The 12,201-nt window shown below is 70.2% G+C and carries 11 protein-coding genes; 2 read left to right on the top strand and 9 right to left on the bottom strand.

Annotated features, from left to right (window positions below; genetic code table 11):
* Positions 1-3: 3 nt before the first annotated feature.
* A complete protein-coding gene (locus DL991_RS36780; RefSeq protein ID WP_233599208.1) occupies positions 4-1,614 on the bottom strand; it encodes a DNA polymerase Y family protein in 1,611 nt (536 codons plus the stop codon).
* Entirely contained in the window at positions 1,611-2,285 is a 675-nt protein-coding gene (locus DL991_RS36775; protein WP_370309048.1) for a hypothetical protein, read from the bottom strand. The genes DL991_RS36780 and DL991_RS36775 overlap by 4 nt, the downstream gene beginning before the upstream one ends.
* A gap of 229 nt (positions 2,286-2,514) precedes the next feature.
* Here DL991_RS36775 and DL991_RS36770 point away from each other — a divergent pair, with 229 nt between their 5' ends.
* Entirely contained in the window at positions 2,515-3,363 is an 849-nt protein-coding gene (locus DL991_RS36770) for a hypothetical protein (RefSeq protein ID WP_125788912.1), read from the top strand.
* Between the two features lie 445 nt (positions 3,364-3,808).
* On the opposite strand, the gene DL991_RS36765 is transcribed toward DL991_RS36770, so the two are convergent.
* Both DL991_RS36765 and DL991_RS36760 read right to left on the bottom strand, forming a co-directional pair.
* Positions 3,809-5,155: a hypothetical protein gene (locus DL991_RS36765; protein ID WP_125788911.1), complete on the bottom strand. Its 1,347-nt coding sequence runs from the start codon at positions 5,153-5,155 to the stop codon at positions 3,809-3,811.
* A 57-nt stretch (positions 5,156-5,212) separates the two neighbouring features.
* Positions 5,213-5,740: a pyridoxamine 5'-phosphate oxidase family protein gene (locus DL991_RS36760; protein ID WP_125788910.1), complete on the bottom strand. Its 528-nt coding sequence runs from the start codon at positions 5,738-5,740 to the stop codon at positions 5,213-5,215.
* Between the two features lie 181 nt (positions 5,741-5,921).
* Here DL991_RS36760 and DL991_RS36755 point away from each other — a divergent pair, with 181 nt between their 5' ends.
* Positions 5,922-6,626 (top strand): SRPBCC domain-containing protein, encoded by a 705-nt coding sequence (locus tag DL991_RS36755; protein WP_125788909.1) that lies wholly within the window; start codon positions 5,922-5,924, stop codon positions 6,624-6,626.
* Here the strand turns inward: DL991_RS36755 and DL991_RS36750 are convergent.
* From DL991_RS36750 to DL991_RS36730, 5 genes are all read right to left on the bottom strand, one after another.
* Positions 6,623-7,387: a hypothetical protein gene (locus DL991_RS36750; RefSeq protein WP_125788908.1), complete on the bottom strand. Its 765-nt coding sequence runs from the start codon at positions 7,385-7,387 to the stop codon at positions 6,623-6,625. The two genes, DL991_RS36755 and DL991_RS36750, sit on opposite strands and share 4 nt — an antisense overlap.
* A 178-nt stretch (positions 7,388-7,565) precedes the next feature.
* Positions 7,566-9,128, bottom strand: a complete 1,563-nt coding sequence (purH, locus tag DL991_RS36745) for a bifunctional phosphoribosylaminoimidazolecarboxamide formyltransferase/IMP cyclohydrolase (protein WP_125788907.1) — start codon at positions 9,126-9,128, stop codon at positions 7,566-7,568.
* Positions 9,125-9,742, bottom strand: a complete 618-nt coding sequence (gene purN / locus DL991_RS36740) for a phosphoribosylglycinamide formyltransferase (protein WP_125788906.1) — start codon at positions 9,740-9,742, stop codon at positions 9,125-9,127. Before purN ends, purH begins: the two co-directional genes overlap by 4 nt.
* Before the next feature lie 76 nt (positions 9,743-9,818).
* Positions 9,819-11,297 carry a DUF6350 family protein gene (locus DL991_RS36735; RefSeq protein ID WP_125788905.1) on the bottom strand — a complete coding sequence of 493 codons (1,479 nt, stop codon included), beginning with the start codon at positions 11,295-11,297 and terminating at the stop codon, positions 9,819-9,821.
* A gap of 143 nt (positions 11,298-11,440) precedes the next feature.
* Positions 11,441-12,148, bottom strand: a complete 708-nt coding sequence (locus DL991_RS36730) for a DUF5336 domain-containing protein (protein WP_125788904.1) — start codon at positions 12,146-12,148, stop codon at positions 11,441-11,443.
* Positions 12,149-12,201: the final 53 nt, after the last annotated feature.

Raw genomic sequence — 12,201 nt, 5'->3', positions numbered from 1 at the left:
TGTTCAGTCGTACTTCCCTTCCAGTGTCCACATCGGATTCTTGTGGTGTTCGAAGCGGAGCAGCACCGCCTCCTCGGCGTCGGCCCCGTCGGCCAGCAGCACCTGCAACCGCATCCGGGTCCCCGACCGCGCGTGCCCCGCCCCGGCCCGGACACCGACGAACCACGGCCCGGCCCAGGCGATGACCTCGCGCGGCTCACCGCCCTCGAAACTCACGAGGAACGGCGCGGCGCTGACCCGGCGCCGCGCGGTGATCTCCACGGCGCGCCCGTTCTCGTCCAGCACCTGAGCGGGAACCGGCGGGACGAACACCGTGGCCGGAGAGGGCGACGGGAGCCTCCCTGCCCAGTTCGCGTCCGCCTGCGCCGACTTCTCCGGCCTGTCGCCCCACGGCACCAGCCGGACCCGCTCGGCGGGATCGCGGCCGCCGTCGAGCACCGCGGTGAAGACGCTCTCCGGGCCGAGCAGGCCCTGCACCCGCACCAGCGCGCGACCGGCACGCTCACCGGACAGGCCTTCGTCCTCTGTGGACGGACGCAGCACGCCCGACGCACCGGCCTGCCACAACCCGAGCTGCAGCGACCGTCCTTCGACGGTCTCCTCCGGCTCCAGCCGCAGCCGCACGACGCCGGAATTGGGGCGATCCTTGGCTTTCAGCCAGCCTTCGAACTGCCAGCGCACCCTGTCCGCGACCCCGAGCGGGGTCAGCGGTTCGGCGCACCGCCATACCCGGCCGAGTTGCTCACCGGTCTCGGTCGTCGCGTAGATGCCGAGCCGAGTGCAAGCCAGCCCGTGCGCGGCGAGCCCGGCGTGGAACCGTTCGCCGAGCCCTTTCGCCACGAACGCGGCGGCGTCGACCCGGTCGATCGGCGGGTCGAACGCCTTCGCCAGCGAGAGCTCCGGCGGAGGACGTCGGCGCGACGGCGGACGTTCGGACCGTCCTCGTGCCAGCCGGTGCGCGAGCACGCCCTCTGTCCCGAAGCGCGCGGAGACGTCGCTTTCTTCGAGCTCCGCGAAGGCGCCCAGCGTGCGAAGGCCGAGCTGCTTGAGCAAGGTGACCAGCTCGGTCCGGCCTGCTTCGGGCTGGTCCAGTTCGCGGATGGGCAGCGGAGCCAGGAATTCCGCCGTCCCACCGGGCTCGACCAGCGTCGAACGACGGGCGGCGAGCGTCGCGGCGAACAGGCCGTCGGCGACGCCGACCTGGCTTTCCACCCCCGCCGCCACGGACACCTCGTCCACCAGCCGTTCCAGGAGGCCGTGTTCACCGCCGAAGTACCCGGCCGCGCCGTCGACCGGAACGGCGACGATCCCGGGGCGCACCACCTCGACACCGACGGCCAGCTCCTCCACCGCCCGTGCGACGGACTCGAAGAGCCGGGCGTCACGGCCGTCGTCCTCACCGAAGACCGCCAGCTCCGGGCAGCAGGACTGGGCCTCGCGCCGCCGCATCCCGCGACGGACCCCGTATCCCCTGGCCACCGCGGTGCACGCGACCACGCGGTTCGCCGAGAAGACCGCGGCCGGGCGGCCGACGGGTTCACCCGCGACGGCCGCGGCGGCGACCGCCGGCCAGTCCGGGCACCACAGCACCAGCATGCGCACAGGCGGGTTCATGCCGTCCCCCACCTGGTCGCGGGGAAGTCGGCACGCTCGACTTCACCCTCGCCGGTGAACCGCAGCAAGGCCGACATCGGCCGGGCGGCCGCACCCCGGCCACCGGCCCGCACCTCGACCTCACGGGCGCGCAGATGACCCGCGCCCCCGCCGTCGAAGCCGGTCCAGCTCGAGCGACGGCAGCTCAGCTCGACCTCCGCACCGGGCCAGGACCCCAGCGAAAGCAGGACCGAACCACGGTTACGCGCGCGGGCGGACAACCGCCTCGCCACGTCGGGCCGGGCCAGCCCCGGACCGACGACCACGAGATCGAAGCCGTCGAGCAGGGCCGCGGTCACCGCCGGGAACTCGGCACCGGGGCGGGGGACCAGCGCCAGCCTGCCCACCTCGACCCCGAGTTCCGCGGCGGCGACCACCCCGAGCGCGGGCAGGCCGACCGCGACCGCCCACGCACCGCCGGCGGTCGCGGCGGCCAGCAGGGTGAGCATCAGTGACGTGGACCCCAGCACCGAAACGGTGCTCCCGCGCCGGAGCCCCGCGGCGGGCAGCAGACCGGACAACGCCGGGGACACCGGGAGCACCCTTCCCGTCGTCCTCGCGTGTTCGGCCGCGGAAGCCACGCCACTGGCCGTGCTCACTCCTGGCAAAGCCGCCAGCCTCGCCAACGGCAAGGCCCGTGCCTCGACCACCTCCGCTGTCAACGGACCCGCCTCCCCACGACATCTGGACCGTCCTTTGTGGACGGCACCGGACGCGCCACGGGGAAGGCGGCACTTCGAACGCTTGTTCGATGACTCCAGTAGACCGGGTGGCGCAGCGGTTGTCAAGCGAGCCGGGAACGATCACCGGACCTGTCACGTCCGATACCGGGAATCCCCTTGTCAGGAAAGGAACCCCGCAGTGGACGACGCTTGGCCCGAGACGGTGAACGGCTGGGAACTCGCCAGGGAAGGCCATATCGAGAACTACCGCAAACGCCTGGCCAACCAGATCACGGTCACCGCGATCTGGGAGAACGGCACCGGGCGGGGCCAGGTGGACGCCCGCACCGAGCCGCTGGGCGGCGGGCGGACCCTGACCAGCAGCCGCAAGGACTTCCGGGACAAGGAGGCGTTCTGGACCGCCGCGACCTGTGTGCTGGAGATGGCCGCGAACCTGCCGTCGCTGGGCTGGGGCACGAGCCCGGCGGACTCGGCTCTGGCCGGGACCGTGGCAGGCATGGTCGAAGCGGAACCCGGCACCAAGGGCTACCCGGAAGCGGAACTGACGTTCACGTTGACCGACGGGCACACCGTGACACTGTTCATGACCGACGAGCAGGCCTTCGACCTGAGCAACGCCATCTCGCGGCTCGACCACCACGTGTGGTCCGAAGAACGCGAAGACGACGAAGAAGATGAAGACGAGGAGGACGACGAGGACGACGAGGACGACGAGGACGACGAGGACGACGAGCCCGTTGTCGAAGAGGTGCCCGAGGTCGGCGAAGTCCGCTCCGGCCCGGACACCGGGCACGACCTGGTCACCCTGCTGGATGACCGGTTCGGGGTCACCGAGGACGATCTGCTGGCGCACGTCGACTGGTCCGCGCTCATCGTGGTGGGGGAACCCGCGGTGAACTCCCTCATCGAACGAGGGGACGAACTGACCGCCGCGGTCGCTCCGCGGTGGTATCCGGTCGTCGCGGACCGGCCCGGCGAACGCTGGGTCGTCCTGAAGCGCACGGGTCTGCACTACCACGGGGAGTGAGAAGCCTCGTGGGCCGCAGGTCCGTGAAGGCCTCCTTGGGGCACCGCATTTGCTTACCCACTACTCGGGGCTCGCGCTCTGAGATCCCCTTGGTCGTCGTGTGGCCTTAGGCGTGACACGCGTGATTGGAAGCGGAACTCGCGTGATTGGAAGCGGAACTCACGGCGGACCCGGTCACGGGCGAGATCGGCCTCCAATCACGCGAGTTCCGCGTTTAAACACGCGAGTTCCGCCTTCAATCACGCGCGACGTCCATCGACCTGGTGGTGACATCACCTCACGACCCACCCGCCAACCCGCAGGTCAGACGTAGGCACACAAATGAAGGCCTCCTTGAGGGACTCCGGGTCCCTCAAGGAGGCCTTCACGGACCGGAGAGTGCCGCGACCCATACGCCACCTTCGCCTTACCCCTCGATAACCCGGCCACTCACGACACCGGACCGTCAGGCCACGCGAGGAAGCGGCGCCGGGTGGTACCGCCGGAAACCGGGCGCGGCAGTGCCCCCTTCACCGTGCAGCCAGTCATAGAGGAAACGGAACTCCGGGCCGAACCGGTTCGCCTCGGCGTTCAGCCGATCCGGCGACGTCGACGGCCAGCGGCCGCTCTCGACGCGGTCCCGCAGCACGCGCAACGCCGTCAGTTCCTCCGCGGCGGTGTGCTGGCAGTGACCGCCCCGGTTCACGAACAGTTGCCGGATCCGCTCGGAATCGACGCGGTCGCCATAGGTCCGCTCGTGTTCGGGGGCGACGCCGTCGCCGATCGGGTGCAGTGTGACGACGGGCCGGTGACCGTGTCCGGTCGGCGTCCCGACGCGGGCGAGCCACCTGGCGGCGGCGTTGTCGGCCTTCACCCGGGGCGCGGCGGCGAGCGCGGCCAGATCGGCGCCGAGATCCAGGCCGGCGTCACGGTAGGCCTGGGTCACGAGATCGCGTTCACTGGACCGGGCGAGCAGGCCGCGGTAATCCACTCCGGTGTTCCCGGTCGGGTTCCCGCCTGCCTGTGTCTCCACATCGACCCGGTGAGCACCCCAGGAGAACTGGTCGTAGACCGCCAGGACGAACTCCGTCTGCTGACGAATCTGCGCGGCGACGTCGGCGGAACGGGGGCGGTGTGCCGTCGACCAGCCGGGGACGTCGGCGAACGCGTTGGCGAGGGCGAGCCGCGCCCGTCCATCGGGTGATTCCAACGCCTTCGCGACCACCTGATGGGCTTTCGCGAGGTTCGCCCCCGGGTCGGCGATGCGGACGACCTCCAGTTCGGGCGCCAGCAGCGTCCGGACCGTGAACCCCAGATCGAGTGCCTGCGCGAACAACGCGGAACCGCCCGCGACGGGACCGCACATCGCCAGCGTGCCGTCGATCCGGTGCGGGAGCCGCTCGGCCAGCAGGACCGAGTTGAGCCCGCCGCCGGAGGCTCCCCAGGTGAGCACCTGCGCCGGTCGGCCGATGGTGCGGTCGAACCAGGACAGCAGCGCGGTCTGATCGTGCACTGCTTCGCGGGCCGAAAAGCCGATCGGCTTGCTGTAGAGCGACGCGGCCAGCGCGTACCCCTCGCCGAGGAGAACGGGTTTCGCCTCCGCCCGGTTGGCGAGTTCGATCTCCTCGGGAACATGGCCCGGCGGATAGATCCCGTGGTTGTACAGCAACAATTTGCCGTTCCAGTTCGCTGGCACCTCGACCCGGTATCGGGCACCCTCGATCACTCCGGTGTGCACACGGACGTCGTCCGCGGCGATGGCGGGCGCGCCGGTGACGATCAGCGCGGCGGCCAGGATTCCTGTCAACGTCATGGCGAAATGCTGACAGCGCGAGACTTCGCGGGAATCCGTCGAGACGCGGCTTCTCCCCTACGCTTCCTGGCGTACGAGCTCCCCCGCCGGCTCGCTCTGACGCGCTGCCTGCCGGCGCAGGAGCTCTTCGACGGCGGAGGGAAGGGTGGTCTCGAAGTCGATGAGCTTGACCCAGGTCGGGGTCACCACGACGCGGACCATGCTGTCGTAGAGCGACCGCACGTTCGCCTCCCACTCGACACGCTGCTCGGACGTCATCTCGTAGGTGCCGTTCCACTGCATGTACTCGTCGGGGATGCCGTCGACGTGGTCCAGTTCGACGGTGCCGCGGATGAGCAGGATCTTCGGCGGGTGGGATTCGGTGTCGATCGTCAGTGCGACGGCGGGATTGCGGCGAAGCGCCGGCAACTTCTGCGCGTTCGTCGGGGTGCACAGGACGATCTCCTTGCCGTTCCAGTGGATGCCGATCGGGATCGACCGCGGCGTGCCGTCGAGCGCGGTGTAGGCCAGCCGGGCCAGGTCGCGGGCCAAGAGCTCCTGGCTGAGCGGGCGGTTCAGGATCTCGTCGATCGTGCTCTGCTGCATGTCGCTCTCCTCGGGTCGCCGCCTTCGCGGACACACCAGGGACGCCGCCGTCACCCAGGCCTCGACACTCTCGAATGTGACCTGCGTCACGTCGACTTTAGCGGGCTAAACGCGATCCGTTTGTCGAAACGGCCCCCGGCCAGGCGTCGCTCTCTTGAAGGCATACGAGAGAGGAACAGCCATGACGAAGGAATCCGAGGTCCGCTTCGAGGGCTTCCTGCCCACCACGCCCGCCGACACCTGGGCCGCGATCACCACGGGCAGCGGCGGCTGGCTCTGGCCGATCCGGTACGAACCCCGCGACGGCGGCGCCGAGTCCGGCCTCACCCCGAACGGCGGCATGGTGACCGTCTGGAAGCCGTCACAGCACTTCGTCACCTACGCCGAAGACGAGAACGGCTGGTTCAACACGCTCGAGTACATCCTCGAACCGAAGGACGGCGGCACATACCTGCGCTTCGAGCACACCACGGTCCTCGACGACTGGGACGTCGAATACGACGCGTGCGAGCAGCACACGTCGTTCTACTACCACTCGCTGGGCGAGTACCTGACGCACTTCAACCGACGTCAGGCGAAGTACTTCAAGACCGACGCGCCCGAAGCGTCCAAGGCTCCGGAAGCGTTCGAGGCCGTGCGGGCGGCCCTCGGCGCGACGGCCGTCGGCGACCGGGTGTACCTCGAAGTTCCCGGCGTCGAAGGCGTCGTCGACTACCTGACGCCGGCCTTCATCGGCGTCCGGACCGAAGACGCGCTGTACCGCTTCTACGGCCGGAACGTCTGGGGCTGGTCTGTCGGCATCGGGCACCACCTGTTCGCCGAAGACGCCGACGCGGACAAGGCCGAGGAGGCGTGGACAGCCTGGCTGAACGGCCTGTACGGCTAGCGGGGCAGTTTCTTCGCGATCTCGGCGCCGACGGACTTCGCCGCTTCGGCGGACTCTGCCGGCGGGATCGGCGAGTTCGTGAAGAACCCTTTGTCCCAGCCCTTGTAGGTGACGATGACGACGTACACGCCCTGGGTGTACCGCAGCTCGGCGCCACTGAAGGCGCTGTCGGTGTCCAGGGTGACGAGGACCGCCTTCTCCCCGATGCCCTGCACCTGCTGCTGACGCTCGGACGGCGCGGCCGACCCGGCGGACGACTCCGCCGTGCGCTTCTCGGCGTCCGGCCCCTCGTGGCGATACACCATGATCTGGAGGGAACGGTCGTGGACGTTGTCGCTCTCCGGCGGCAGCCAGGAACAGCCGTACTGCTTGATGACGGTCTTGCCCGCTTTGATCTCGTTCTCGCGGACGCCTTGATAGCTGGTGGTGACCGTCTTGTTCAGGACCTCCGGGGAGACCTGGCACTCGGCGGGCGGCTGCTGCGAGACCGGCGCCTTGCCGACCGACGAGTAGTACTCCGACGCGAAGATTCCGCCGGGGATGCCGAGCCCGAGCAGGACGACGCCGCCCACGATCAGGCCGACGATCAGCCCGGTCTTTTTCTTCTTGGGAGGCTGCCCGTAGCCAGGCGGGCCGTAACCGGGAGGCGGTCCGTAGCCGGGCTGGGGCGGGCCGCCGTAACCCGGCTGCTGTCCGTAGCCCTGCCCAGGTGGCGGGCCGAAACCCGGTCCCTGGCCGTACCCCTGCGGTGGCTGGTGCACCGATCCTCCCCTACCGATTCACGTACGTCCGGATCGCGTTCAGCGGGCTAAACGCGATCCGCGGCCAGCATGGCACGACGGCCGCGGCCGGGCACCGGAAACGTCCCCGGATCGCGATTAGGGGGCTGAACGCAAGTCCGGGCCGGATCGCGTTCAGCCCGCTAAAGGCGAGTCGGCGTCAGTGGGCGAAGTGGCGCGTGCCGGTCAGGTACAGGGTGACCCCGGCGGCCTCGGCGGCGGCGATGACCTCGGCGTCGCGGATCGAGCCGCCCGGCTGGACGACGGCGCGGACGCCGGCCTCGAGCAGGACCTCGAGTCCGTCCGGGAACGGGAAGAAGGCGTCCGAAGCGGCGACGGAACCCTTCGCCCGGTCGCCCGCCCGCGAGACCGCGAGCCGTGAGGAGTCGACCCGGTTGACCTGGCCCATGCCGACACCGACGGTCGCGCCGTCGTTCGCCAGCAGGATCGCGTTCGACTTCACCGCGCGCAGCGAACGCCACGCGAACTCGAGGTCGGCCAGCGTCCGCTCGTCGGCGGGCGCGCCGGTGGCCAGCGTCCAGTTCGCCGGGTCGTCGCCCTCGGCGGCGATCGTGTCGACGGTCTGCACCAGCACGCCGCCGGAGATCGGCCGGAACTCGATCGGATCCGGCGCCGTGATCGCGGGCAGCTTCAGCAGTCGCACGTTCTTCTTGCGCTGCAGGATCTCCAGCGCCTCGGCGTCGAAGTCCGGCGCCAGGACGACCTCGGTGAACACCTCGGAGATCTGCTCGGCGGCCTCGCGGCTCACCGGCCGGTTGGTCGCGATCACCCCGCCGTAGGCCGAAACCGGGTCGCACGCGTGCGCCTTCCGGTGTGCCTCGGCGATGTCCTCGCCGACGGCGATCCCGCACGGGTTGGCGTGCTTGATGATCGCGACGGCCGGGGCCTCGAAGTCGTAGGCGGCGCGGCGCGCGGCGTCGGTGTCGACGTAGTTGTTGTACGACATGGCCTTGCCGTGCAGCTGTTCCGCGTGCGCGAGACCCGGCCGCCAGTGCTTGTACAGCGCGGCCTTCTGGTGCGGGTTCTCGCCGTAGCGCAGCACGTCGCCGCGTTCCCACGAAGCGCCGGTGAAGTCCGGGAAGCCGGAATCGTCCGCGGGCGCGTAGACATTGGCGAACCACGAGGCGACGGCGGTGTCGTACGCCGCGGTGTGCGCGTAGGCCTGCGCGGCGAGCCGCTTGCGATCGGCCAGCTCGAAACCACCGGCGGCGACGCGGTCCAGCACCCACTCGTAGCGTGAAGGGTCGACCACGACGGCGACGCTGTTGTGGTTCTTCGCCGCGGCACGCACCATCGCCGGGCCACCGATGTCGATGTTCTCGACACAGTCCTCCGGGCTCGCGCCCGAGGCGACGGTCTGCGTGAACGGGTACAGGTTGACCACGAGCAGGTCGAACGGCGCGATGTCGAGCTGCTTGAGCTGCTCGACGTGCTCCGGGCGGTCGCGGTCGGCGAGCAGGCCCGCGTGCACGCGCGGGTGCAGCGTCTTGACCCGGCCGTCGAGGGACTCCGGGAACCCGGTGACCTGCTCGACCGGCGTCACCGGCACCCCGGCGTTCGCGATGACCTTCGCCGTTCCGCCGGTCGACACGATCTCGACACCGGCCGCGTGCAGCCCGGTGGCGAGTTCGAGCAGGCCTGCCTTGTCGGAGACGCCGATCAGCGCGCGCCGGACGGGACGCTGTCCCTGTGCGGTACTCACGAAAACCTCACCTTTCGTCCCTCGACCGCGCACCCGCTCCGGCCGAGCTTTTCGATCGTTTCCACCAGGAGCCTGCGTTCCACGGCCTTGATCCGCTCGTGCAGGACGTCTTCGTCGTCGTCGGGCTCCACGATCACCGGCTCCTGCGCGATGATCGGCCCGGTGTCGACTCCGGCGTCGACGAAATGCACCGTCGACCCGGTGACCTTGACGGCCATCGCCAGCGCGTCGGCCACGGCGTGCGCGCCGGGGAACGACGGCAGCAACGCCGGATGCGTGTTGATCACGCGGCCGGGGAACCGCGCGAGGAATTCGGCGCCGAGGATCTTCATGAACCCCGCCGAGACGACCAGGTCCGGCTGATAGGCGGCGACGGCTTCGGTGATCGCCTTGTCCCACGCGGCGCGGTCCGGATGGTCGGCCATCCGCACGATGAACGACGGCACGCCCGCGCGTTCGGCACGGGTGAGCGCCGCGATCCCGGCGCGGTCCGCTCCGACGGCGACCACCTTCGCCGGGAAGTTCGGTTTTTCGACCGCGTCGAGCACGGCCTGCAGCAGCGTGCCGGAACCGGACGCGAGGACGACGAGCTTCACCGGAGTGGGCAGGTCCAACCGACTAGCCAGAACGGGCTCCTTGCCACGGCGGTACGCACTCGGGCGTACGGCGCTTCACCTGGTCGCGACAACCCTAACGGTCGTCGCCGGGGGCGCTTTCGTCGCCGGACCCGTCGGTGGACTCGGTCACAGCGTCGTCGACGGCACCGTCCTGCTCGGGCTCGGTTTCGGGCTCTGGTTCAGGCTCGGTTCCGGGCTCGGGTTCCGCCGGGGTCTCGTCGACGTTCTCCGCCAATTCTTCGACCTCTTCGGCTTCTTCGCCCGCTTCGGCTTCGGTTTCCTCTGCGAGTTCGTCGTCTTCGGGCTCGACGGCTTCTTCTTCGACTTCGGCGATGTCCTCGGGTTCACCCGGCGGTTCGGGAGCCTCGTGCGGTCCGGCGAAGAACGCGACGAACCCGCCGGGGACGACGATCCAGCAGAACGCGATCACCGACGCGACCCCGACCGGCACGCTGACCGGGTCGAACGGCCCGTCACCGAGCCTTCCGCCGGACAGGGTCCCGAGGATGACGCAGCCGAACGCGACGAGGGCGCCCGCGACGGCGACCGCCCGCATCCGCAGCATCGGGTCTTCGTCGATCGCGCGGATCCGCCAGCCGACCAGCGCACCGACCAGCGCGGGCAGGAGCAGCAACGCCGGCCACCAGACCGCGTGGTGCGACGGGATCCCCGCCAGCACCGGCACCCCTGGCAGCTTGCCTTCCTGGTAGCCGAACATGCCGACGGTCACCGAGCCGATCGAGAAGCCCGGCCCGGTGGTGAACGACAGCGCGGCGACGACCGCGTTCGGCAGGTAGGCCACGGAGAGCACGAACATGCCGAGGCTCGCGCCGAAACCCGGCTCGAACAGACTGTCCATAGTGGACCAAGAAAGCGCGGTGGCCGCGGTGAACACCACCGCGCCACAGGCGATCAACGCGGCGAGGCCGAGCGCACCCGCCCGCAGGCCGTGGACGGCGACCGGGTCGAACCGGTCCCGCACCGCGGCCGGAAGCCCGCAGATCCTGGCGATTCCCGCGACGGCGGCGAGCCCGGCGAGGAGCCCCGGCACGCAGAACGCGGTCAGCGAGTTCACCCCGATCGGCGATCCGCCGGCCATCAGGGCGATGAACACACCGAACAACGCGTGCGCCCCGGCTATCACCGTCACCACCGGGACAGCGTCCGCCGGAGTCCGTCCGCCGAGGCGACGGGCGGCGCGCGCGGCCGTCCTCGCCACGAGCCATCCGACCACGAGGGTCGGCAGCAGCGGCAGCACGCCGAGCGGATGACCACCGAGTTCGAGTTCCACCTGCCACGAAGCGAGCCAGCCCGGGCCGGCGGCGAGCAGCGCTCCGGTGGCGGAGAACCGGGACCGGTCGGCGGCGAACGACACCACGGCGAGGACGGCCGCGACGGCGGTATAGGAAGAAAGCAGGGGCGCGCAAGCCGCGGCGAGCAACACACGAACCCGCTTCGCCCTGGACACCTCCGGCTCGGGGACGAGGTCGCTCACCGGCTCTTCGCCCGGCGGGCGTTCGTCGCGGGTGAGCAGCTTCATGATCCGCACCATGACATCCGGACTGGGCCGTCCGGGTGAGGCACGCCGCCACCGGACAGCGCACGTGGCCCAACCCACCCGGTCGGGTAACCCGGAAAAACGAAAACACCCGCTGTGACACGGAGAGTCACAGCGGGTGTTTCGCGTTCGGAAGATCAGCTCTGCTGGCCGAAACCACCGGGTGGCGTGCCCGGGTTCTGGCCCGACTCCGACGACGAGGAGGACGGCGGCTGCTGGAAGAACTGGCCCTGCTGCGGCGCGTACGTCGTGGCCTGCTGACCCGGCGGCTGCGTGACCGGCGGCTGGAACCCGCCCGGCTGTGAGAACGGGCCGGACGGCTCGCCCTGCTGCTGCCCCTGCTGCCCCTGCTGGCCCGCGCCGGGGAACGGCTGGACCTGGGTGGCGGCCGGGCCCTGCTGACCCTGCTGGCCGAACGGACCCTGCGGGCCCTGCTGCGGGAACTGCTGGCTGTACGGGGCCTGCGGCGCCTGCTGCTGCGGCTTCGCGGCGGGCAGCTTGATGACGTCGTGCTCGAACAGCAGCGCGGCGACCGCGACCAGCATCTGCAGGATGCCGAGGATCAGCACCACGGTGAGGATGCCGGGGACCGAGACCTCCTCGCGACCGCTCCCGTAGCCGATGATCAGGTCCAGTGCGCCGAACGCGCCGAGGACGCTGAACAACGCGGCGAACGGCAGCGTCTTCGGGCCACGCGGCAGCGCGTGCAGGCCCGCGAGCAGACCGCTGACCAGGAGGAAGACCGAGACCTGCCCGGCGGCGTCGGCCTCGTCGGAGAAACCGATGAAGAACTGCACCAGGCCGAGGACGGCGACGGCGAGCGCGAGCAGCAGCGCCAGGTTCAGCGGGGGAGCCTGCGACGGCGCCTGCTGCTGCGGAAAGCTTCAGTCTCCGAAGG

It is taken from the genome of Amycolatopsis sp. WAC 01375 (assembly GCF_003947325.1).
GTDB lineage: Bacteria > Actinomycetota > Actinomycetes > Mycobacteriales > Pseudonocardiaceae > Amycolatopsis.
Note: the sequence above shows the minus strand (reverse complement) of the source record. Positions and strands in the feature narration are given on the sequence as shown.